General features: G+C 34.0%; 25 protein-coding genes and 1 tRNA gene. 9 read left to right on the top strand and 17 right to left on the bottom strand.

Features of this window, described 5'->3' with window-relative positions; translation table 11 throughout:
- Window positions 1-42: 42 nt before the first annotated feature.
- The 3 genes from rpoD to rpsU all read right to left on the bottom strand — a co-directional run bounded on the left by rpoD (window position 43) and on the right by rpsU (window position 4,107).
- Window positions 43-1,884: an RNA polymerase sigma factor RpoD gene (rpoD, locus tag GYM75_RS02275; RefSeq protein ID WP_220216564.1), complete on the bottom strand. Its 1,842-nt coding sequence runs from the start codon at window positions 1,882-1,884 to the stop codon at window positions 43-45.
- Between the two features lie 83 nt (window positions 1,885-1,967).
- Entirely contained in the window at window positions 1,968-3,749 is a 1,782-nt protein-coding gene (gene dnaG, locus GYM75_RS02270) for a DNA primase (protein WP_220216563.1), read from the bottom strand.
- Window positions 3,750-3,891: 142 nt separating this feature from the next.
- Entirely contained in the window at window positions 3,892-4,107 is a 216-nt protein-coding gene (rpsU, locus tag GYM75_RS02265; protein ID WP_034882800.1) for a 30S ribosomal protein S21, read from the bottom strand.
- 190 nt (window positions 4,108-4,297) lie between these two features.
- On the opposite strand from rpsU, the gene hemB reads away from it, so the two are divergent.
- Both hemB and GYM75_RS02255 read left to right on the top strand, forming a co-directional pair.
- Window positions 4,298-5,308: a porphobilinogen synthase gene (gene hemB, locus GYM75_RS02260; protein WP_220216562.1), complete on the top strand. Its 1,011-nt coding sequence runs from the start codon at window positions 4,298-4,300 to the stop codon at window positions 5,306-5,308.
- 312 nt (window positions 5,309-5,620) lie between these two features.
- The gene (locus GYM75_RS02255; protein WP_220216561.1) at window positions 5,621-6,391 is read left to right on the top strand and encodes a hypothetical protein; all 771 of its coding nucleotides are present in this window, start codon (window positions 5,621-5,623) and stop codon (window positions 6,389-6,391) included.
- Between the two features lie 99 nt (window positions 6,392-6,490).
- Here the strand turns inward: GYM75_RS02255 and nudC are convergent, their stop codons facing one another.
- From nudC to epmB, 6 genes are all read right to left on the bottom strand, one after another.
- Window positions 6,491-7,297 (bottom strand): NAD(+) diphosphatase, encoded by an 807-nt coding sequence (nudC, locus tag GYM75_RS02250; RefSeq protein ID WP_220216560.1) that lies wholly within the window; start codon window positions 7,295-7,297, stop codon window positions 6,491-6,493.
- Between the two features lie 62 nt (window positions 7,298-7,359).
- Window positions 7,360-8,988: a membrane protein insertase YidC gene (gene yidC, locus GYM75_RS02245; protein WP_220216559.1), complete on the bottom strand. Its 1,629-nt coding sequence runs from the start codon at window positions 8,986-8,988 to the stop codon at window positions 7,360-7,362.
- A complete protein-coding gene (gene yidD / locus GYM75_RS02240; RefSeq protein WP_220217269.1) occupies window positions 8,988-9,245 on the bottom strand; it encodes a membrane protein insertion efficiency factor YidD in 258 nt (85 codons plus the stop codon). The genes yidC and yidD overlap by 1 nt, the downstream gene beginning before the upstream one ends.
- A gap of 32 nt (window positions 9,246-9,277) precedes the next feature.
- Complete coding sequence (gene rnpA / locus GYM75_RS02235) at window positions 9,278-9,634, bottom strand: ribonuclease P protein component (protein ID WP_255556813.1); 357 nt, start codon at window positions 9,632-9,634, stop codon at window positions 9,278-9,280.
- Between the two features lie 11 nt (window positions 9,635-9,645).
- The gene (rpmH, locus tag GYM75_RS02230) at window positions 9,646-9,786 is read right to left on the bottom strand and encodes a 50S ribosomal protein L34 (RefSeq protein ID WP_039105005.1); all 141 of its coding nucleotides are present in this window, start codon (window positions 9,784-9,786) and stop codon (window positions 9,646-9,648) included.
- Between the two features lie 198 nt (window positions 9,787-9,984).
- The gene (epmB, locus tag GYM75_RS02225) at window positions 9,985-11,010 is read right to left on the bottom strand and encodes an EF-P beta-lysylation protein EpmB (RefSeq protein ID WP_220216557.1); all 1,026 of its coding nucleotides are present in this window, start codon (window positions 11,008-11,010) and stop codon (window positions 9,985-9,987) included.
- 32 nt (window positions 11,011-11,042) lie between these two features.
- Here epmB and efp point away from each other — a divergent pair, with 32 nt between their 5' ends.
- Window positions 11,043-11,609 carry an elongation factor P gene (gene efp / locus GYM75_RS02220; protein WP_034882790.1) on the top strand — a complete coding sequence of 189 codons (567 nt, stop codon included), beginning with the start codon at window positions 11,043-11,045 and terminating at the stop codon, window positions 11,607-11,609.
- A gap of 271 nt (window positions 11,610-11,880) precedes the next feature.
- Here efp and trmL read toward each other — a convergent pair whose 3' ends face one another.
- From trmL to thiI, 4 genes are all read right to left on the bottom strand, one after another.
- Window positions 11,881-12,366 (bottom strand): tRNA (uridine(34)/cytosine(34)/5-carboxymethylaminomethyluridine(34)-2'-O)-methyltransferase TrmL, encoded by a 486-nt coding sequence (gene trmL / locus GYM75_RS02215; protein ID WP_220216556.1) that lies wholly within the window; start codon window positions 12,364-12,366, stop codon window positions 11,881-11,883.
- A 12-nt stretch (window positions 12,367-12,378) separates the two neighbouring features.
- Window positions 12,379-13,761: an envelope stress sensor histidine kinase CpxA gene (cpxA, locus tag GYM75_RS02210; protein ID WP_220216555.1), complete on the bottom strand. Its 1,383-nt coding sequence runs from the start codon at window positions 13,759-13,761 to the stop codon at window positions 12,379-12,381.
- Between the two features lie 29 nt (window positions 13,762-13,790).
- Complete coding sequence (locus tag GYM75_RS02205) at window positions 13,791-14,510, bottom strand: response regulator (protein WP_220216554.1); 720 nt, start codon at window positions 14,508-14,510, stop codon at window positions 13,791-13,793.
- A 142-nt stretch (window positions 14,511-14,652) separates the two neighbouring features.
- Window positions 14,653-16,101, bottom strand: coding sequence for a tRNA uracil 4-sulfurtransferase ThiI (gene thiI / locus GYM75_RS02200; RefSeq protein WP_220216553.1), 1,449 nt, complete (start codon window positions 16,099-16,101; stop codon window positions 14,653-14,655).
- A 180-nt stretch (window positions 16,102-16,281) separates the two neighbouring features.
- Here thiI and secG point away from each other — a divergent pair, with 180 nt between their 5' ends.
- The 4 genes from secG (at window position 16,282) to GYM75_RS02180 (ending at window position 18,422) form a co-directional block, all read left to right on the top strand.
- Window positions 16,282-16,623, top strand: a complete 342-nt coding sequence (gene secG, locus GYM75_RS02195; RefSeq protein ID WP_220216552.1) for a preprotein translocase subunit SecG — start codon at window positions 16,282-16,284, stop codon at window positions 16,621-16,623.
- A 7-nt stretch (window positions 16,624-16,630) separates the two neighbouring features.
- Window positions 16,631-16,716: transfer RNA gene (locus tag GYM75_RS02190), tRNA-Leu, on the top strand.
- 756 nt (window positions 16,717-17,472) lie between these two features.
- Entirely contained in the window at window positions 17,473-18,027 is a 555-nt protein-coding gene (locus tag GYM75_RS02185) for a Panacea domain-containing protein (protein ID WP_220216551.1), read from the top strand.
- Window positions 18,024-18,422: a hypothetical protein gene (locus GYM75_RS02180; protein WP_220216550.1), complete on the top strand. Its 399-nt coding sequence runs from the start codon at window positions 18,024-18,026 to the stop codon at window positions 18,420-18,422. The genes GYM75_RS02185 and GYM75_RS02180 overlap by 4 nt, the downstream gene beginning before the upstream one ends.
- Window positions 18,423-18,884: 462 nt before the next feature.
- On the opposite strand, the gene GYM75_RS02175 is transcribed toward GYM75_RS02180, so the two are convergent.
- Entirely contained in the window at window positions 18,885-19,049 is a 165-nt protein-coding gene (locus GYM75_RS02175; protein ID WP_220216549.1) for a YlcI/YnfO family protein, read from the bottom strand.
- Window positions 19,050-19,248: 199 nt separating this feature from the next.
- Here GYM75_RS02175 and GYM75_RS02170 point away from each other — a divergent pair, with 199 nt between their 5' ends.
- Both GYM75_RS02170 and GYM75_RS02165 read left to right on the top strand, forming a co-directional pair.
- On the top strand, window positions 19,249-19,590 hold the full coding sequence (locus GYM75_RS02170) for a hypothetical protein (protein WP_220216548.1): 342 nt from the start codon (window positions 19,249-19,251) through the stop codon (window positions 19,588-19,590).
- Between the two features lie 166 nt (window positions 19,591-19,756).
- Window positions 19,757-21,091, top strand: a complete 1,335-nt coding sequence (locus tag GYM75_RS02165; protein ID WP_220216547.1) for a Fic family protein — start codon at window positions 19,757-19,759, stop codon at window positions 21,089-21,091.
- Between the two features lie 277 nt (window positions 21,092-21,368).
- On the opposite strand, the gene GYM75_RS02160 is transcribed toward GYM75_RS02165, so the two are convergent.
- Genes GYM75_RS02160 through GYM75_RS02150 form a run of 3 tightly spaced genes read right to left on the bottom strand, consistent with a single transcriptional unit; the run spans window position 21,369 to window position 23,954 of the window.
- Window positions 21,369-22,196 (bottom strand): DUF6708 domain-containing protein, encoded by an 828-nt coding sequence (locus tag GYM75_RS02160; protein WP_220216546.1) that lies wholly within the window; start codon window positions 22,194-22,196, stop codon window positions 21,369-21,371.
- Between the two features lie 54 nt (window positions 22,197-22,250).
- Window positions 22,251-23,075, bottom strand: coding sequence for a DUF6708 domain-containing protein (locus tag GYM75_RS02155; RefSeq protein WP_220216545.1), 825 nt, complete (start codon window positions 23,073-23,075; stop codon window positions 22,251-22,253).
- 54 nt (window positions 23,076-23,129) lie between these two features.
- The gene (locus GYM75_RS02150; protein ID WP_220216544.1) at window positions 23,130-23,954 is read right to left on the bottom strand and encodes a DUF6708 domain-containing protein; all 825 of its coding nucleotides are present in this window, start codon (window positions 23,952-23,954) and stop codon (window positions 23,130-23,132) included.
- Window positions 23,955-24,002 lie beyond the last annotated feature (48 nt).

The raw sequence follows: 24,002 nt of genomic DNA, 5'->3' as shown, positions 1-24,002 counted from the left end.
AAATCGCCACAATTGTGGCGATATAGTTACAAATAAAAAAGACTATTCTAAAAAGCTACGTAACACGTCTGAACGGCTAGGATGACGCAATTTACGCAGTGCTTTGGCTTCAATTTGACGAATACGTTCACGTGTTACATCAAACTGTTTACCAACTTCTTCAAGCGTATGATCGGTATTCATATCAATACCAAACCGCATACGTAATACTTTTGCTTCACGAGGGGTTAACCCAGAAAGAATATCACGTGTTGCGCTTCGTAAACTTTCTGATGTTGCCGCATCTAATGGTTGCTCGAGAGCTGTATCCTCGATAAAGTCCCCTAAATGTGAATCTTCATCATCACCGACTGGGGTTTCCATTGAGATTGGTTCTTTGGCAATCTTCAGTACTTTACGTATTTTGTCTTCAGGCATTTGCATACGCTCTGACAACTCTTCTGGCGTTGGTTCACGACCGATTTCTTGTAACATTTGACGTGAAATACGATTCAATTTATTAATCGTTTCAATCATATGTACTGGAATACGGATAGTTCTTGCCTGATCCGCAATCGAACGAGTAATCGCTTGTCTGATCCACCAAGTTGCATAGGTTGAAAATTTATAACCACGACGATATTCAAACTTATCAACTGCTTTCATCAAACCAATATTACCTTCTTGGATAAGATCTAAGAACTGTAAACCACGGTTTGTATATTTTTTAGCAATCGAGATTACTAAACGTAAGTTTGCTTCTACCATCTCTTTCTTGGCACGACGAGCTTTCGCCTCACCGATAGACATACGACGGTTAATATCTTTAATCTGTTCGATAGAAAGATTGGTTTCAGCTTCGATTTTTTTCAACGCTTCAATTTGCTCTGCAACTTGATCCTCAAACGCATTTAAGTTGGCAGCAAAAGCACCTTTCGCATTTGACGCTTTAGTATACCAGCTCATATTGTTTTCATTACCAGTAAAATACGTCATAAATTGTTTTTTCGGCATTTTACATTGTTCAACGCAGATCTTCATAATGACACGTTCATGTGCTCTTACGCGATCCATCATGCTTCGCATATTGTTGACAAGAATATCAAACTGCTTACCAACTAAACGGAATTGTTTGAAAATTTCAGATAAATTTTCGATCTCTTTTTGCGCTTTTTTATGAGCTCGTCCGTATTTTTTGATCGCTTCTGATGTTTTATCGTGTTGCTCTTTTAATTCAGCAAATTTAGCACGTGCAACTTCAGGATCGATAGAGACATCATCATCTGCTGAAGAATCGCCATCTTCGTCTTCACTTTCTTCATCACTGTCATCAAGATCGATGTCTGTTTCAGTTTCTTCTAAATCTTCAGGAAGTGCGTCAGCCGATCCTTCCGCATTAGGATCAACAAAGCCAGTGATTAGATCAGATAATCGGACTTCACCACTTTCGGTTAAATTGTATTGTTCTAAAAGATAAGTAATTGCTTCTGGATATTCTGATACCGATGTTTGAACTTGGTTAATACCATCTTCAATACGTTTGGCTATATCAATTTCGCCTTCACGTGTAAGCAGTTCTACTGCGCCCATTTCACGCATGTACATACGGACGGGATCTGTTGTTCTACCTATTTCTGACTCAACATTAGATAATACCAATGCAGTTGCTGCTTCAACGGCTTCTTCATCAGGGACATTATCTGAAAGTAATAAATCATCAGAATCTGGGGCTTCTTCAAGAACTTGAATCCCCATGTCATTAATCATTTGGATTATATCTTCAATCTGATCTGAATCAATAATCTCTTCTGGCAAGTGATCGTTGACATCAGCATAGGTTAAATATCCTAGCTCCTTACCTCGAATGATTAGGAGTTTTAGCTGTGATTGAGAATTTTGCTCCATAAAGGTATCCACATTAAGTTATTTGGTCATATATATTATATATGTAATAAGAATAAAAATTCTGTTCTACATATACCCAATATTTAGTCTTTTTTCGATAAAACAAGTATTAGTGTCGCTAATTCTTTTTTCTCTGCGGTACTTAAGCCGGAGACTCTCTCTTTTGCGATCAGTTCATCTTGCCGTTGGGCGAGTATATTATCATATAACTCTTTTAACGTATGCGAAAAAATTGACTCTATTTGATTGTCTTGATAATGGTGCTCCCATGTTGCTAAACGGTTTAATTGTTTATAAAACGGTTTATCGATGTATTCAGTTAAAATCTGTGCAGTAGTTATATTTGGGTAATGTTGGCATAATTCAAGTAGTTCGATAAAAAATTCGATACCCGCCATTTTTACCTGACTAACCGCCTGAATATCGGTAACTTGCTTAGCAAGATAAGGATACTGTATTAATAAGCCGATCAAAATACGCATTGTAGTTAGTTTTACCTGTGATACAGGTGTATTGACTACAGTTTTTTCATTGCCTTTCGCTCGACTTGTCCGCAACAATTGTTCTAATTGAGACACATCTAGTAATCCCAAATATTTACCTAATTGTTGCAATAAATTTAAACGAAATGCCTTTGCTTTTACTTGATCAAGCAGTGGTAAAGCAAGTGAACTTAATTTTGCTTTTCCCTCTGGCGTTTTTAGATCAACTTGTTTTAAAAGCTCATCGAATAAAAATTTAGATAAATTCGGCGCAGTTTGCAAATAGGACTCGAATCCGTCTTTACCTATTTTTCGAACCAAGCTATCCGGATCTTCATCCTGAGGTAAAAAAGCAAAAGTTATTTCTTTACCGTCAATCAAGCAAGGTAATAAGACATTAAGTGCTCGCCAAGCTGCACTACGCCCGGCGTTATCACCGTCATAACAAAATATGACAGAATCTGTTGCTCTAAATAACAGTTTAATATGCTCTTCAGACGTTGCAGTACCAAGTGCCGCAACAGCATAATCAATACCAAATTGGGCAAGCGATACGACATCCATATATCCTTCAACCACCATCAGTTGTTTAGGATTACGATTGACTTCTTGCGCTTCATAAAGTCCATACAACTGAAACCCTTTATGGAAAATAGAGGTTTCAGGGGAATTAATATATTTCGCATTATCATTAATAATCGTTCGCCCACCAAACGCAATCACATTACCTTGTCTGTCACGAATCGGGAACATAATCCGACCACGAAAGCGATCATATTGGTTACCATTATCATTCGTGACTAACATACCAGCTTGATTGTAAAGCTCGGCTTCTGTTTTGGTTTTGACCACATTTTGCAAAGTTAATCGCCATTCATTTGGCGCAAAACCAATTTTATACCGATTAATAATTTCGGCATTTAATCCACGTTGCTCAAGGTATTGATTAGCGGCGGTTGACGTTGGCAGTGCTAATTGTTGTTGGTAAAAATGGGTTATTTTAGCCATCAACTCATACAAATCACGGCGAACATTACGAGATTCAATATGTTTGGATCGATCTATTTGATTATTTTCGCTATCAACATAAGGAACACGAATCCCTTGCATACTAGCTAATTCTTCGATAGCTTCTGGAAATGATAAGCGTTCATATTGCATCAAGAAAGTGACGACAGAACCCGTCGCACCACAGCCAAAGCAATAATAGATCTGTTTTTTTTCGTTAAGCGAAAAAGAAGCGGTTTTTTCATCATGAAAAGGACAACAACCAAAATAGTTATTTCCTTGTTTTTTCATTTTAACGCGTTTGCTGATCACATCAAGAATGCTGGATCGAGCGATGAGTTCTAAAATAAAATCGCGAGGAATTTGACCTTTCATAATGAATATTCAACCAATATTGGCATTTTAGAAAGACAACAAGCCGTATCTTACGTACGGCTTGCTAGAATTCTTTATATTAAAAATAGCAAACTGATTCTTATATCAATTTAAATTTTAATTATAAATTATCGCAAAAATATTAATATAAACGAGTGCGACGAGCGTTTTCTCTTTCTAACTTTTTAGCATGACGTTTAACCGCTGCTGCTTTAGCTCGTTTACGAATTGTTGTTGGTTTTTCATAAAATTCACGGTTACGAACTTCAGCTAAAACTCCTGCTTTTTCGCAAGAACGTTTAAAACGACGTAATGCTACATCGAAAGGTTCATTTTCACGTACTTTAATTACTGGCATGTGCCTCTCACCTCAAAATTGGTTAATATCACAAAGGACTAAAAATTAGTGCGCAATTTTACCTCTAATCAATATATGTTGTAAAGTAAAAATTTGATTTATTCTGGTACAGCAAATTAATTTGCTAAACAGCTTTGAGCATCAGATAATTACACCAATTTTAATAAAAAAAGAATAAGCAGGAGCTTGTATGTCGCCATTTATCACAGGTCAATATCCTAAACGCCGACTACGACGTAATCGTGCGCAAGATTTTAGTCGCCGTCTAGTTGCAGAAAATAGTTTAAGTGTTAATGACCTTATATATCCCGTTTTCATTATTGAAGGAAAAAATATTACCCAACCTGTTAAATCTATGCCAGATGTGAACAGAATGAGTATTGATGTATTATTAAAGGAAGCTGAACAAATTGTTAAATTGGGAATACCCGTTTTATCTCTGTTTCCCGCCATCGAAGCTGAAAAAAAATCGCTTCTTGCAGAAGAGGCTTATAATGAAAATGGTTTAGTTCCCAAAGCCGTACGTGCATTAAAAAAAGAATTTCCTGATCTTGGCATATTAACCGACGTGGCACTTGATCCTTATACGACGCATGGACAAGACGGTATTATCAATGAACAAGGTTATGTTCTAAATGATGTTTCTGTCGAAACACTTGTTAAACAAGCCTTAATGCAAGCTCATGCTGGTGTTGATATTATCGCACCAAGCGATATGATGGATGGACGCATTGGTGCAATTCGTGACGAACTCGAAGCCCAAGGATTTCATAATACGCAAATTATGGCTTATTCCGCAAAATATGCTTCTAGTTTCTATGGCCCTTTCCGTGATGCGGTCGGCTCAGCTAAAAATATAAAAGGTGGTAACAAAAAAACTTATCAACTTGACCCTGCGAATAGCGATGAAGCATTACAAGAAATTTATCAAGATTTAAGTGAAGGTGCTGATATGGTCATGGTAAAACCTGGCATGCCTTATCTTGATATTATTCGCCGAGTAAAAGACACTTTTGCTGTTCCAACCTTTGCTTATCAAGTATCAGGGGAATATGCCATGTTAAAGGCAGCAATTGAAAATAATTGGTTAGATGAAAAATCAGCAATTATGGAATCATTACTCTGCTTTAAACGAGCCGGTGCTGATGGCATATTAAGCTATTTTTCCAAACAAGTCGCCGAATGGTTAAATAACACTTAACAAAATTAATTTTTTTATCTGCTATAAAATCGACATTTTTACCTGAAATGTCGATTTTTTTTTCACTTATCATTAATTTTTTAATAAAAAATTGATGTAAATTTGTCTTTAAAAGTAAGTATTTTCCTCAAAATTTAAATCATAAATTTGTTATCAAAATAACTATTTTATTTGATACTAACTGTTCATAATATTTCTTAATATTTTCGTAATATTTACAAATATGAATAATGTAAAAAAGTGTTAGTTAGCCTACTTGTTTAGCTAAATATCTGATAATATTTACGAAGATAAGTGATTAGGGAGTAAGAAATGATTTATGAACTAGTACCCAACGAATTGCATAATGAATTAGATAATTTTCTTAAAAGTTTAGAAAAAATTACTCAACAAAACATTGAAATTTGTCCATTTTGTGAAAACAATGATTTTTATACAATTCGTTCAACCCCAACTGTTACCTACCGTTGTAAGACATGTAATAAATATTGTACTGCTGCGACTAATACTCCTTTCAATCGGTTAACACCATTTAACTGGCTAGAAATGATATTTGCTTATCGTATTGAAAATAAAAGTTATCAATATATTGCCAACAAACTAAATTGCTCTCTTGAGAAAGTAATACGACGAGATCATGCCATCGTTTCTTATTTAGAAACAAATTATAATTCTTTATACCAATGGTATACGGACAATAAACAAGCCAAAATTCCAACAACATTGGCAGAACAACATAAAATGATGAACACTAAAATCATTGAACTTCTTAATGAACAAAAACCTATTTGTATACATTGTGGTTCAACAGATACAACTAAAATCGGAACACGCACATGTTATCGATGTAAACGTTGCCGACACAGCTTTAATATTTTAAGCGATACTCAATTAAATAAACTTCCTAGATCAGATCTCTGGTTAGAATTTATTGATTTACTTGTTTCTGGTGAAAATAACCTTCAAATTGAAAAAAAGATGAATTTTAGCAGTAATACGGTTAGACGTTGGCGTTCTGCATGGTGTGACATGATGAAAAACTGGGATTGTAATGCATTAGCAATTTGGTGTAGCCGTCACTAATACTAGGCGTAGCTTAAATATTAAAGATAAAGCCATTAAATTCTCAAATTCTTTTTAATAAATAGGCGACTATTAGCCTATTTATTGTCATGCTGAATTTTATTCGTTCTTACCAAGCTCATCATATTCTCGACAAAGAACAATCGTATCTTCTATTAATCGCCTAGCTATAGTCCCATATTCAGGAATTTTAGGTAGTTGGCTGTAATGATACCAAGCTGCCTCGACCAATTCGTTCTTATCGATCTGGATATCTCCGCTATCATAATCAGCTAAATAAGCCATCATGAGTGAGTTAGGGAACGGCCAAGGTTGTGATCCTACATAGCGAATATTTTTGATTTTGATCTTTGACTCTTCAAACACTTCACGCTCAACAGCATTTTCCATTGTCTCGCCAATTTCAGTAAATCCAGCTAGCACAGTGAATAAATTATCCTTATTGTGACGTGCATGTTTAGCCAATAAAATTTTGTTTTTATTCCGAATTGCAACAATAATAGAAGGAGATATTTGAGGATAATAACGTTCATTACAGTTGTCACACAAACAACACCATTCTTTATGACTGATATGCATATTATGTCCACAATAGCCACAATATTTATGTGAACGATAGAACTCGGATAATTGTACTGCCCGTCCAGCCATATAAAATAATGACGGATCATCTCTATTCAGAAGGCATTTAATAGAACTCATTGATGAGTTCATTTCTTTGCAAATTAGCCAAGCCGTTTGTCCATTCCATTCACCGATTGGTTGAGCAATCTCATGACTAAAACCTAGTTCGTTCGCTTGTCCGAATGGCACTTTACCATTCGGTAACCATAGACGCCCATTTTGACTAACAAACCAATATCCCTTTTCATTTCCTGTTAAATGTAATTGTTGCTCTATATTCATAATAAATTAATACCCAAACAGATAGAAAAAAGGAGGATTTTACTCCTCCTTTCTATTTCTGATTATTTCTTTTTCTTTTCGTGAAGACCTTTTTTCTCTAATTCCCAATAGATAACACGTTGCTGCGCAATCGTAAATAAATTACTGACAATATAGTATAAAACTAAGCCAGATGGGAACCATAAGAAGAATACCGTAAAGATTAATGGCATATAGGTCATCAATTTTTGTTGTAATGGGTCTGTGACAGGTGTTGGTGACATCTTCTGAATTAAGAACATGGTTCCACCCATTAATAACGGTAAAATATAATATGGGTCTTGTGCTGACAAGTCATGAATCCATAATATAAATGGTGCATGACGTAATTCAACAGTATTCCCTAACATATAGAATAGAGACAAGAAAATTGGCATTTGAATCAATAGCGGTAAGCAACCCCCTAATGGGTTTACTTTTTCTTGCTTATAAAGTGCCATGGTTTCAATGCTCATTTTTTGTCTATCATCACCATAACGCTCTTTTAACGCTTGTAAACGAGGTTGCAACAATTTCATTTTAGCCATTGAACGATATTGCGCGCGTGTTAATGGGAATAAAATACCACGAACAATAAAGGTAATGGCAATAATTGCAATACCCCAGTTGCTAACAAAACTTTGAATAAATTTTAAGAGATAAAACAATGGTTGCGATAAAAACCACAGCCAACCATAATCCACAATCAAATCAAGATGTTTTGCAGTCTGTTTTAATTCGCTTTGAATTTCAGGCCCTAACCACAATTTTGCATTAATTGTTTGGGTACTTTTTGCCTGCACTGTCGTTGATTCACCTTTAAAACCAATGGTTGCTTGTGAATTATTCGCTGTAGCACGGGAATAAAATAAATTATTTTGATCCTGTGTTGGAATCCAAGCTGATGCAAAGTAGTGTTGCAACATTGCAATCCAACCTGTTTTTGTTTCAACTTTTAACGCTTTGTCTTTGATATCATCGAAACTGTATTTGCTATAATTTGTATCAGCACTAGAATAAGCTGTACCACGGAAAGCACTTAGCCCTAATCCACCACCGCCTTCCGTCACGGCATCATGTGGTAACTCGATAGTCTGTTTCAATTGCCCATACATCGCTATTTCAACAGGCATTGTACTTTGGTTATCAATCTTATACTCAACATCAATTGCATAACTACCACGGTGCAATACATAATATTTGGTATATTTTACACCATTAGTCTGATAACTGAATGGTACTCGTAATTCATCTTGCCCATCGGCTAACGTATATTCTGTCTGTGCAGTTTGATAAACAGGGCGTTTACCATTTTGCATCACATTATCAGGGCCATCTTTACCCGTTAAACCACTTTCAGCAATATAGACAAAATCAGGGCGAGAGTTTAACAATTGGAAAGGGGTATTTGAATGGAGTGTCTGCTCATATTTTAATAATTGAGCTGCTTGAACATCACCACCATAAGTGTTAATAGTCAGTGAAAGAACATCAGATTTGATAGTAATGCTCTTACCAAGCATTGAGCTATTATTAGAATCATCACCACTTACTTGTTGTGCCATTTGATTAGCGATAGGCGGTTTAGGAGCATGATCCTCTTCCCAAGCCTTCCAGATAAAAAACGATACAAAAAGTAAAGCAATGACTAAGATATTACGTTGAGATCCCATTAGTGTTTTTCTCTATTGTTTTTAATATTAGGAGGAACAAGATCTTCTCCTCCCTCATGTAAAGGGTGACATTTTAATACACGTTTCACTGTTAGCCAACCACCTTTTATTAATCCAAAGCGTCTTAGCGCAATTATTGCATACTGAGAACACGTTGGGGTAAAGCGACATTTTGGACCAAATAAAGGACTAATAACTTTTTGATAAACGCGAATCATTAAGACAAAAACATTTATTATCAATAATTTACAAGCCATTACATGCTGTTTTATAATCAATAAAATTTTGTTCAAACCTGATGTTTGCCTACAATTTTTTGGCATAGTTTATCTAATGTTGCTAAAAGTTGTTGATTATCTAATTCTACAACAGGTTGCTTTGCCATTAAAATAAAATCAATATTCGGCAATTGATGTTGGTGATGACGGAAGTACTCTTTAGCAAGTCTTTTGATGCGATTGCGTTCATGAGCTCGCTTTACCTGTTTTTTGGCTATAGCAAACCCAAGACGTGGATGTGATAATTTATTTTTTCGAGAAATTAGCGTAAGAAAAGGCGATCCAGCTCTTATGGATTCCTGAAAAACATAATTGAAATCAAAGGGAGTTAACAAGCGCAACTCCCGAGGAAAAGTGAGTTTAGTCACCCAACTTTAAATTAGCTAGAAACAGTTAAACGAGCACGGCCTTTAGCACGACGGCGAGCAAGAACTTGACGACCGTTTTTAGTAGCCATACGAGCACGGAAACCGTGAGTTCTGTTGCGTTTTAATACTGATGGTTGAAATGTGCGTTTCATGACGATTTATATCCAAATCTAATTTATCAACAAGTTGTAGAGTATAAACTCCACAGCATTAATTAAAGAGGTCGGAATTATAGAGGCTATTTTATTTTTCGTCAATGGAATTTTAATAGATAAATGAGATAAAATCCCCGCAAATTGCGCTACCTTTATAACCATAATATATACAATGAACTTTTCATATTCATAAAATTAATCATTAAATGTAAGCACACGCTTGCTTTTTTCACCGCCTACTTCACGGGCTAATTTAGGGACTAAATAACCCGATATCTGTTCAGCTAGCTGCTTCATTAATTGTTTAGCTTGTTTGTCTTCCACTAAAAAATGAGCCGCACCCTGAACTTTATCTAACAAATGAATATAATAAGGTAAAATACCATTATCAAACAGTTTATTACTCAATTGAGCTAAGGTATTCACATTATCATTAATATTTTTTAATAATACACTTTGATTAAGAACCGTCACATTATGTTGTTTTAATTGGTTAACGGCATGTGACACATCGTCATCAATTTCGTTAGGATGATTGATATGCGTGACAACAACAATTTGTAAACGACTTTTGGCAAAAAGTTGACAAAGTTTAGCGGTAATACGAGAAGGAATCACTACCGCTAAACGGGTATGAATGCGTAGCCGTTTAACATGCTTAATTTTTTCTAATTCATGAACTAGATAATCCAATTCATGGTCTTTAGCCATTAACGGATCACCGCCAGATAATATGATTTCATCAAGCTCTGGATGATTCGCAATATAATCTAATGCAACAGTAAGATTTTTCTTATTACCCTGATTTTCATGATAAGGAAAATGTCGTCTAAAACAGTAACGACAATTAATCGCACATGCCGTTTTAGTCATTAATAAGGCTCGATTGTAATATTTATGCAATAATCCAGGAATAGTGTTATCTTGTTCCTGCAACGGATCTGCGCTAAATCCATCGACATTGATCATTTCATTATCATTACAAAGTACTTGCATTAGCAACGGATCATGATAATCACCCTTCTTCATTCGATGAATAAAAGCCATAGGAACTCGAAGCGGAAACTGTTTTTTCGCTTGTTTCATTGATAGAGAAATCGTATCTGGATCCAAATCTAAATAACAATAAAGTTGTTTGATATCGGTCACAACATTAGCAAGATCAAAAATCCAGTCATCTTTATTTGGTAGTTCAACTTTTTGCTGTATAATATGGCTCATTTTTGTAATTCAGAATGATAGTTGGAGCTTTTATGGCATCTTATAGTACTAATGAGTTTAAAGCCGGTCTTAAAATAATGCAAGATGGTGAGCCGTGCGTAATTGTTGAAAACGAATTTTATAAACCCGGAAAAGGGCAAGCAATTAACCGTGTAAAAATTAAAAAATTACTTTCTGGTAAAACAGTTGATAAAACGTTCAAATCGGGTGAATCTGTTGAAGCAGCCGATGTTGTCGATATGAACTTAACCTATTTATATACCGATGGTGAATTTTGGCACTTCATGAATAACGATACATTTGAACAATTATCTGCTGATGCCAAAGCGGTTGGCGACAATGCCAAATGGTTAGTCGATCAAGCTGAATGTATTTTAACGTTATGGAACGGTCAACCTATCGCCGTAACCCCACCTAACTTTGTTGAACTTGAAGTTATCGAAACTGATCCAGGTTTAAAAGGTGATACAGCAGGAACAGGCGGTAAACCAGCAACATTATCAACTGGTGCTGTTGTCCGTGTACCACTGTTTGTACAAATTGGTGAAGTTCTTAAAGTTGATACACGTTCAGGCGAATACGTTTCACGTGTTAAATAAAATAAGTTAATTTAACATTAACTATTTTAACCGATATAGTCAGGCAAAAATGCTTGGCTATATTGCTTAAATATCCTAAAAAGTATGCATCTTAATACTTATAGACAATCGAATTTCATAATCACATCCTAGATTTTGACATAACCAACCCATTCAGTAATTTTTTGTTAGTCGTATTGTAAATTTTTCATTAACAAAAAAATTGATTTACCCAAATTATTTACAAACTTATTTTGGGGTTATTACTATTTTTTTCGATAACGGCGATAAACTATTTAGCGCCAATATAATTTAATTGTCGCCATGATTCATAAACCACCACCGCAACTGAGTTTGATAAATTCATACTCCGGCTATTGGCTAACATAGGAATGCGAATTTTATGGTCTTGTGGAATAGCATCAAGTATTGTTGTTGGTAAGCCCCGTGTTTCAGGGCCAAACATTAAAAAATCGCCATTTTTATAGCTGACTTCGCTATGTGGCTTTTGCCCTTTTGTGGTTAACGCATAAATTTGTGTGGTTAAATCAAGTCGATTTGTCTCTAAAAAATGATGAATATTCTTATAACGTTTAACATCGACAAACTCTTGATAATCAAGCCCTGCTCGTCTAAGTTTTTTATCATCCCAAAAGAATCCCATTGGTTCAATAATATGTAAATTAAAGCCCGTATTCGCACAAAGGCGTATAATATTACCAGTATTAGCAGGAATTTCAGGTTCGAATAAAACAATATTTAATGGAGCATTAGACACAACAATTCTCTTCTATTTTTTATTTTGGATAGGCAATACTATCACAATTCTCAGTCCGCCTAAGGGACTTTTCTCTGCTTTAACAGTTCCATGATCTCGCATAATAGCATTAGACACAATCGCCAAACCTAAGCCTGTTCCACCTGATTCACGATCTCGGGCTTCACTGGTACGATAAAATGGTCTAAAGATTTGTTCTAATTCACTATCTGGAACACCTAATCCATCATCATCAATGGTAATCGTCAGGTGTTTTTGGTGAGCGACAAAATCAACCTCAATTCTATGATTGGAGTAACGGAAAGCATTACGTATCACATTTTCAAGCGCACTACATAACGCTGTTGGATAACATAAAATAGTATAGTTAGTTGGAGGATGCAATATTACAAAATCTTTTCCAATCTGTTCAGCTTCAAATGTTGCATTATCAAGCACTTGTTTAAATAGTATATTAACACTATATAAATCACGAATTTCGTTGTTATCATACTGATGTCTAGCCAATGACAATAGATCCCCTATCATAGCATCTAATTTTAAGGCTTCATTATTAATACGAGTGACTTCCGTACTTTCCCCCTGCTTACGACGCAATAATGATGCAGCAAGCTGTAAACGTGTTAATGGTGTACGTAATTCATGAGAAATATCGGAAAATAAACGTTGCTGAGACTCTTGCATTCGTTTCAATTCCCGTAACATATGATTAAAACTCGCACCCGTTGCTTTATACTCAGTAGAGCCTACTTTTTCAAGATCTGGCCACTCTTGTAAATTACCTTTAGCAACCTGATCGGCGGCACGTTTCAAGCCTCGTGCTGGTCTTGCAATACTCCAAGATAGCCAAAGCAAAAATGGCGAGCTAATTAGCATTGTTAACGCTAATAACAAAAAAGGATGATCAAAAATCAAGCTGACAAATTGTGATTGTATATCCGACGCAGGCTGTAAAACATACAATTTATATTCTTCTTTAGCATAATTAACAAGAAACGGGCCAATAATTTCTTGGGAACCATAAATCTTTTTGGCAGGATCTTTAATATTGTGGGATTTTTCACTAAAATTTTTAACTAAATCAACGTTTTTAGTGTCTGCGGTTATAATTTGTTCATTGGGTGTCAATATAAACAAATATTGACTGGATTTTTGATGGCTGTCCATGACAACAATAAAACGCATCCACCAACGAAAACTGTTCTTAGGTACATTAGTTAACTCTTTTTCGAGCTGACTAGCCAAAATATTGCCGACTTGTTTCTGTTGATTTGACAAATAGGTCAAATTTCGAGAATCAAGACTCGGCAATATGATAATTAGCATCAAAAAAAATGCTATAGTCAGTAAGAATATAGTGAAAATTCTGATAGTTAAACGATCAAAAATCCACATATGTTCTTACCTTATTTAGAAAAAAAAATCTAATTTTGTAACAGATCATCATTCTGATCTACAACGAATAGATAGCCCTTAGAACGCAATGTTTTAATCCACGGTAAGCCATCACTACGTGGTGGAAGCTTCTTACGTAAATTAGAAACATGCACGTCAATCGAACGAGCCAGAGGAATAAATTCCTTACCTAGCACTGTTTCACTCAAGGTATCCCGTGAGATTATTTTCCCAGCATTTTCAAGAAGTTTTAATAATATTTGAAATTCGGTGCCTGTTAATTCAATATACTTATCATCGAAAGAAACAGATTGTTGCTTCCGATTGACAGTAAGTTTATCAATCGTATATTGAAGTGACTTCTCACCAAAGCCACCAACTAAATTATCCCAACGTTTTCGACGTAAAAGAGCATTGATTCTTGCAACAAGCTCCCTGTCATTGAATGGTTTCAAGATATAATCATCTGCACCCAGTTCAAGTCCAATAATTTTGTCAAATTCATTGTCTTTAGCTGTTAAAAAAATGACGGGAACCGTATATTTATTTCTAAGTTGAGATAATACACTTAATCCATTCATTTCAGGCATCATAATATCAAGTAAAATAAGATCAATGGTATTATCAAACTTTTCTAAAGCCTGGACTCCATTGTTAGCTGTTACAACTTCAAATCCTTCTAATTCTAATAATTCACACAACAACGAGGCTATTTCTGGATCATCATCAACTACAAGTAATTTGTTCATTACAACCCTCTTAATCCTATTGATTCATAATATTTATAATTTATATTTTAGATTTGTCCTATTATTGATACAGCTTTGTTTTCTCCCTTATATTTATTATATATGCAAAAAGTGCTAACAATATACAAAATTCTTAGTAATTTTATACTTTAAATATCTTTACATTTAAATAACCCTGTTCCATAAGATATAAAGCCTGCAATTTACTCATTACACCACGAGCGCAATACAGTAAATATTGCTTAGATTGATCTAAATCAGCAAATTGTGTAGCTAACTTATAAAAGGGAATATGTTTAACTTCTACATCACTTAATTCAAGCGGCTCATCTTCTTGTTCATCAGGTGAGCGGATATCAATCACCACATGCTCATTATTAAGTTTTGTAACCGTTTCTATTTGTGTAATTGTTGTATCAGCTTGTTTAGCGATTTCACGAATATCGATATTTTCGGCTTCTTCAACCGCTTTATCCAAAATTGAAAAATCAAAATTGAGCTCTTCTGCTTCAATTTTTTCTTTTACTGCCTTAACGGTTGGGCTTTTCGAAATCACACCACAAAATTCTGGCATGGTTTTAGCGATATCCTCTGTTCCAATTTGGCGAGCAAGATTAATAATGGTTTCTTTATCATGCGTAATGAGTGGACGTAACACTAAAGTATCACTGACATTATCGATTAAGCGTAAATTGGTCAATGTCTGACTTGAAACCTGACCTAAAGCCTCACCAGTCACCAATGCTTCGACCTTATAGCGCTGAGCAATTTTTGACGCGGCTCGAATCATCATTCGTTTAAGAATAACCCCCATTTGACCGTCATCCACCTTTTCAAGAATCTCACCCACCACGTCGGCAAAATCAATAGCAATAAAACGAACTTTATGTGAACTACCAAAACGCTCCCATAAATAGTGTGCCATTTGTTTGACACCAATTTCGTGTGTTTTACCGCCAAGATTAAAAAAGCAGTAATGAACACGACAGCCACGTCTAATGAGCATATAACTCGATACGCCTGAATCAAAACCGCCCGAAATTAGCGAGATAACATCTTCTTGTGTGCCTGTAGGGAATCCACCTATACCATCATAACGTCCTTTAACAAGTAACAATTTATCTTTATCGATTTCTAAATTAACAGTGACGTCAGGGCGAGTTAATTTCACTTTGGAAGAAGCCACAAATTGATTAAGGCCTCCACCGACATAACGTTCAACATCAATTGAGGTAAAATCATGTTTTCCTCGACGCTTAACTCGCACACAAAATGTTTTATTTTCAATCAGAGGAGCATAATAATTTAATGCTTTTTCGTATATGTCATGAATATCCACATAAGGGAGTTCATCCACCGCTAAAACATGGTGAATACCTGGAATACGGATCAATAAATCGAGAATTTGCGCTTCACTATTGGCAACTTTTGGACGGACTTCAATAAAATCCCAATGACGAATAACTGCGACTTCTTCAATATGACGTTTTAAAATATTTCGAATATTACTGGTTAATATTTTTATAAAACGTAAACGAACAGATTCACTTTTAATGGTAATTTCAGGAAAGAGCTTAACAATAAATTTCATAAAACAACGATACTATAATAAAAATGGCGACATTATACTGATTTTTACCTGAGAAACATACAATTGATTACGATAAATACAGAAAATAAGAAAATATACTTGCTTGTTTGTCACACTTTCGCTAATATTTCGCATCTATAAATTTTTGTTGTATAACACACATCAAATTGACAGGTTAAAATGTACGGACTTCTAATAGCAGTTTATTTAATTATCGCCATAGCAATAATTATTTTAGTATTGGTACAGCGAGGAAAAGGCGCTGAAATGGGCTCGTCTTTTGGAGCAGGTGCATCTGCGACATTATTTGGCTCTTCAGGTAGTGGTAATTTTTTAACGCGATCAACAACAATTTTAGGGGTGCTGTTTTTTGTTATCAGTATCGTTCTGTCAAATATGGTTGGTCATAGTGAGTTCAGAAAAATCGAAGTCAATGAATCAACTCCTGTAACAACACAACAAAATTCGGTTGAACAAACAAAACCGACGAATGTCAATCCGACATCGGATATTCCAGAATAAAAACGGCGCCGTGGTGGTGAAATTGGTAGACACGCTATCTTGAGGGGGTAGTGCTCTAAGGGCATGCGGGTTCAAGTCCCGCCCACGGCACCAATTCAATAATCAGCAACATTCTTCAAAATCCTTTAAAAACACATCAAAATCAGCATAAATAAGGCTTAAAGCCTATTTTTACTGCTAAACTTACCCTTAAAATTACTCACATCTAAATATATTCTTTATTATTGTTATCAAATTAATTTATATAAATATTAATCAATGAGTTATATTCTAAGACGATCTTAATATTCCAAAGGACGATTAAATAATTATTAAGATGGTGATAGCGAATAAACAAAAACTAAAAAATCATTTCAATTCGTCATTCTGCACAAAATCAGGGGAAGTGTAGCGAGATTAGAGTTATTTAAATTTCCCCCCCTCTGCCTTTCTTGGCTTGAAGAATTTAAGGCACGGTAAAAGTAGCATAAAACAAAATGAAACAGTAAATCTTTATATTAACGAAGTGCCAAAAACAAGATTGATTGTGTTGCTCGAGGATTCAATAATTTATAAACACCTAGCTAATAGTAATCTCTTTAAGTTTTTTGCAATGTCTATATTTTAAAACTGAAGCGGAATATAGTCGCTACTAAATAGTTATCACATTCTTTAATTTTATTTTAAATCAAATAATTGAATTTGATTATAGAATTTAGCATATTAATAATGCGATGGACAAAACCCGCAAAATACTGTATATTAAAACAGTATTATTTTCCTTTTGCTTGTTGAGTTAACATAACTTATAATTATTAGCGTTAACAAAACAAGTTGTTAACAAATTTACAACCAAAGAGGTTTTATACTATGTTTAATGCAGCAAAAGTCGCTCAAATGTCTATGTATTTTATAGATAAAGAGGGTGGTCGAATGGCTCATTTAAAGCTAATAAAACTTTTATATTTATCAGATAGAGAATCATTGAACTTATATGGCTATCCAATTAGTGAAGATAAAATGTTTTCAATGCCTCATGGACCAGTATTGTCCCAAACATTAGATTTAATTAATGGTAAAATTGACGATTCTACATGGCAAAAAAGTATCTCTGATAAAAAAGATAATGAAATATCTTTAATACCTCAAAAGATAGACAGAGAAACTTTTGACGAGCTAAGTGATGCTGATTTAGAAATTCTCGAAAGCACTTATAAGCGTTTTGGAAACATGAGCGGGTTTGAGCTAAGAGATTTTACACATGAATTTTGTAAAGAGTGGAAGGATCCTCAGGGGGGAGCTATAAAAATAAGTTACAAAGATGTTTTTTTAGCACTCGGCAAAACAGAAGAACAAGCTACATCTTTATCTAATTCTCTTCTTGAAATTAACGAACTTGATGGTGTGATGGCTGCCTTGAAATGAGTTTTTATCCTGCAAAAAAAGGAACTATTTTAATTCCGTCGGGCAGAACTGATCATCTAAGTATTATTTGTTGTGACCCCGTTTATTATCCAAGAACATTAACTGACAGTGTATTAATTGTTAATGTTTCAACAGTTACAGACAAAAATCATGTAGATAAAACATGTATTTTAAAGGCTGGAGATCATGAATTTATACGTCATGATAGCTTTATTTTCTATCAAAAAGCAGATATATATTCAGTCGATAATCTCATAAAAAATGTGAATGATGGAAGTTTTGTTTGTCATAAACCATGTAATGATGATACTTTTAATAGAATCCTATTAGGATTTGAAACTTCTAAATTTGTCATTTATAAAGTAAAACAATTTTATTTAAAACACTGCAAATAAAATCCCCTCTTTTCGTTAGTATTCACTACCTCAAAATTGACTTTATGACTATAAACACAGTGCTATAATGTAGCTAACTGAATATTATAATATTATTTGCATCTAGACTGATCCCCGAACATCCGCAACCCTAGCGAACTGTCTCAATTGTCTATTAAGAACGTGAGGGATGAATGGCATTACCTGAACCGTTATATTATAGTTTATCTGAAGCTATAGATATAATTAATAAGAAAGAGCAAACAGATCTTAATGAAGACTATCTTTTATAAATGGATCGATTAATTAAGAACACTATGCGCACGTGTATACGTCTTAAAATTCATTGCATGGGATTGAATTTAAAAAGTAGGTTTTGCACGTCCATAAAAAGAGAAAATAAGGAATTTAAGGGAATAATAATAAAGAACCCATAGCGAGAATAAAACCAATACCACTAATCAGTGGTATTAAGTTAAAAGACTATTTCTTTTTTGATTTAGCTAGCTTTTCACGGCAACTTGCAATCACCCAAGCTGAAAAATTAGTATTCTCTTTTTTAGCTTGTTCATCTATTTGTTCTATTACGTCATGTGGGAAACGGATATTTTTAAGTTTAGAACTATTATTATTACGACCTGTAGCCATATTTAACCCATTTAATTTACGTTATTTATACCTTCACTATACAGTAAATGATATAGATAAAAAAGATTTGACTTGTAAGCACACCTTGAATTATATTGTAGGTACACCAATAAATTTAGTTGGTTTTATAAATAACGATAGCTCGAAGTACTGGCATACAACGAACTATCTAACCACAAACATTATACGGAGTAATGCTATGGCTAATAGTAATGATACCCTATACCCTGAAAACGGGCAACTTGACCTGTCTAATTTACTTTCTGTCTTAAATCTTTATAAGGCGGATTTTCCTGTCGAACATTTATCACGAGTAGAGAGCCATTTTGAAGAACTGCAACAATCGATTTTAGGTGGAATCGGTGCGATTGGTAATTTAATGTTCTGGGCTTGTGAAAATGAAGATTATACCGAGCAAAGCCTTAAAAATGATATGCGTGACATAGGTTATTTGTTCATACAATTAAGAGATTTGGCTTGTTTCGCTACCAATCAAAGAAATCGACTCAATACCAAACTTAGCAATAAGGGAGGTAAATAATATGTTGAACTCAAATCATAAAATATCAATCATAATATTAAATGGTTTAAATTTTATAAAATAACCTTCATTTTTTGGAAAAGATAAATTCTTTATTAAATGTAACCTTTACTTTATGATGATTAAATAATATCATTTAACTCAATTTTTTTAAATTGAGTTAAGTATGAGAATATCACACGCAAAATCATTAAATAAAATTATGGAAACTATTGATACTATTAGTTTAATTAATGCTATGGGTAAATTTAAAGAAACTGATGCGAAAGGTCGGTATCTTCATTGGAGTGACTTTAAATATAAAAAAAATGATGAAAATATTGATATTGATTTAGCATGGGCTGCAACTAAAATGTCTAGATTACAGTCAAATAAACTAATTAATATAGGAGAATATCAATTTAGATTTTGTGTTCCTGATTCTTTACAAAGATATCTCCATACAATAGATAAAAAATCCAGTGGTTATATAGGGACGAATAATCCTGAATCGATGGATGGAGTTAATAATAAATATTTAGTTCATTCTTTAATTATGGAAGAAGCTATTTCATCGGCTCAGCTTGAAGGAGCTTCAACAACAAGAAGAATAGCCAAAAAAATGCTTGAATTAGATAGGAAACCAAAAAATAAATCTGAAATTATGATTTTAAATAATTATTTATTGATGAAGAAAGCATTAGAAATGAAAAATGAAAGTTTATCTATTGAGCTAATTCTCAGTTTTCATGAAATAGCAACAACTGGTGCAATAGAAAATAATGCTGTCTGTGGCGAGTTTAGACAAACAGATGATATTTATGTTAGAAACCATCTACAAGAAGTCATTTACACGCCACCTAAAGCAGAAGAACTTTATGATTTGATGAGTGATTTATGTAATTTTGTTAATACTCGTCATGATTGTGAAGAAGGAGAGTTTTTTATACATCCAGTAATTAAAGCAATATTGTTACATTTTTTTATTGGCTTTATTCATCCTTTCGGAGATGGAAATGGAAGAACTGCAAGAGCCTTATTTTATTGGTTTATGATGAAGTCTGGTTATTGGTTATTTGAATATACATCAATAAGTAAATTAATTAAAAACGCACCAATACAGTATACAAAAGCTTATTTATATGTAGAAGATGATGAATTAGATACTACTTATTTTCTATACCACCAAATTGATATTATCATGCGTTCTATTGACGAATTAAATTTTTATCTACAGAGAAAGCAACGAGAATTAGCGGATTTCTTAACTAGAATTAAAAATTCTAAAATAGCATCAAAGTTAAATTTTAGACAACTTGATATTCTAAAAAAAGCAGCTAAAGAACCGGGTAGGCAGTTTATTGCAAAATCGATAAGTATTGAATACAGTGTGTCTGAAAATACAGCAAGATCTGATTTAAAAGGACTGGAAGATAAAGGATTATTATTGCTTATTGGAAACAGCAAAGTTAGAACATATATTTCACCATCTGACTTGTTGGATAACTTATTGGATAATTAATATCATTATTATAACTATAAACTGCTATTATTTAGCGGTTTTTTTATTTAGTGAATACCCAAAGTGAACACCAATAAATAGTTAATCCTAAAGTATTTATCATCTAAATCCTTTTAGAATAAGGCTCAAAAGAAATAATAAATACCATGAACACTTTTTTATAAAATTTAATTTTTATGGGAGATAAGGTAAAAGTTTACAACTTTTCAAATGAAAACATTATCCCCATAAATACATCTTTATACCGTCAAAATTTCAAAAACAACTTTTAACCTTATTATTGCTTAACCTGATATTTTTGTTTGATGTCGGCTAGCTCGTCCAGTGTTGTGGCATTGAATGCTTCGATCATCCATTTGGGCCAACCTTGACCGTTGATAATTTCTTGTTTGAATTTGTCTTCTTGGTCGGTTGGATAGATGCTTCGGCTGGGGTCGGCTAATTTATCAAATATCATATAATTATTGACCCACCCCCAGATTAAATGACTGCCTACCCCATTTCGGGCTGGGTCGAACATGATATGGTCAATGGTTTGGTTAGTGCCGGGTTTGCACACCATTAAAATATCGCTAACTAGTGAGTAAGGTGAATAGTTATGAATGGCAACACCGTGTAAATCTGCCCAATCATACTCTTTTATTCGGCGTTTATTGGGGTGAAGAAAGGTTAATGGATTACGTAAAATTTTAAAGTTAAAAAAGTAACTTTCATTCACATACACTTTACTCGTTTTACGATTAAAAATAATTGGGCTTCCACGTCGAGTGAATAAGTTTTGATAAAATTCAGGAATAATTATATAAAAACTAAAAATAAAGCAAATTACTAGTCCGTACAAAATAAAATACATATATTGTTCATCAGATTTAAACTCTACTAAAGAAAGAAGATATATTGATATTGGTATTATAAAAAATAATGAAATTGATAAAAATGAACTAATACATAAATAAAAAATCTGGTCAGATAATTTTTTACGTTTTAAAACGCAATAGTTATCATTTGCATAAATTAACCGATCTTCAGGGCTAGTTAAGTAATTTTTCCCTTTCTCTAGATCCCCTATCCAACCTAAAAGCTGTGGGCGATATTTTGACGGCATATTTGGCTCCTGTTGTTTGGTCTTATTTCCAACTTTCTTTACTATCTAACCTTATTACTGCTTAACCTGATATTTTTGTTTGATGTTGGTTAGTTCGTCTTGTGTTGTGGCATTGAATGCTTCGATCATCCATTTGGGCCAACCTTGACCGTTGATAATTTCTTGTTTGAATTTGTCTTCTTGGTCGGTTGGGTAGATGCTTCGGCTGGGGTCAGCTAATTTATCAAATATCATATAATTATTGACCCAACCCCAGATTAAATGACTACCAACTCCAATTCTGGCTGGATCGAACATGATATGGTCAATGGTTTGGTTAGTGCCGGGTTTGCAGACCATTAAAATATCGCTAACTAGTGAGTAAGGCGAATAGTTATGAATGGCAACCCCGTGTAAATCTGCCCAATCATACTCTTTTATTCGGCGTTTATTGGGGTGTAAAAATACTAAGGGGTTATACCAAAATCGAAAGCTAAAAAAGTAACTTTCATTCACATACACTTTACCGGTTTTACGGTTAAAAATAATTGGGCTTCCTCGACGAGAAAATAATGATTGATATAATCCTGGGATAACTACATATATGGTAATACAACAAGTTATTAAAGCAATAGTACTTAATAATGTTATTTCGATCTCATTATCTGTATTGTATATAAATAATAATGCTCCGCATAATAAAATTGCTGGAATCAACAGAACGAATAAAATAAAGTAAATAAATGTATAAAAGATTTTATCTGACAATTTCTGTCTAATTAATGAACAATAGTTATCATTGGCATAGATCAACCGATCCTCGGGACTGGTTAAGTAATTTTTCCCTTTCTCTAGATCCCCTATCCAACCAAAGCGTTGGGGGCGGTATTTTGATGGCATATCTGGCTCCTGTTGTTTGGTTTTATTTCCAACTTTCTTTACTATCTAACTTTATTATTGCTTTACCTGATATTTTTGTTTGATGTTGGCTAGCTCGTCTTGTGTTGTGGCATTGAATGCTTCGATCATCCATTTTGGCCAACCTTGACCGTTGATAATTTCTTGTTTGAATTTGTCTTCTTGGTCGATTGGGTAGATGCTTCGGCTGGGGTCGGCTAATTTATCAAATATCATATAATTATTGACCCAACCCCAGATTAAATGACTGCCTACCCCATTTCGGGCTGGATCGAACATGATATGGTCTATAGTTTGATTGGTGCCAGGTTTGCAGACCATTAAAATATCGCTAACTAGTGAGTAAGGTGAATAGTTATGAATGGCAACACCGTGTAAATCTGCCCAATCATACTCTTTTATTCGGCGTTTATTGGGGTGCAAAAATACTAAGGGGTTATACCAAAATCGAAAGCTAAAAAAGTAACTTTCATTCACATACACTTTACTCGTTTTACGATTAAAAATAATTGGGCTTCCACGGCGAGTAAAAATATTTTGATAAAGTTCTGGTATTAAAACATTGATTGTTATACTACACGGCAATAAAGTGAATATAGCTAAATATAACAAATTTCTATCAGTTCTAGGATTAAAATAAACAATTAAGTAAATTAGCAAATATGTAACAATGCATGTGAGTAAAATTGCTATTAGAGCAATACATAAATAAAAAATTTGATTTGATAATTTTTTACGTTTTAAAACACAGTAGTTATCATTAGCATAGATCAACCGATCCTCGGGACTGGTTAAGTAATTTTTCCCTTTCTCTAAATCCCCTATCCAACCAAAACGTTGGGGGCGGTACTTTGATGGCATATCTGGCTCCTGTTGTTTAGTTTTATTTCCAACTTTCTTTACTATCTA

It is taken from the genome of Gilliamella sp. ESL0441 (genome assembly GCF_019469185.1).
GTDB lineage: Bacteria > Pseudomonadota > Gammaproteobacteria > Enterobacterales > Orbaceae > Gilliamella.
This window is presented reverse-complemented; position numbering and strand designations above follow the sequence as displayed.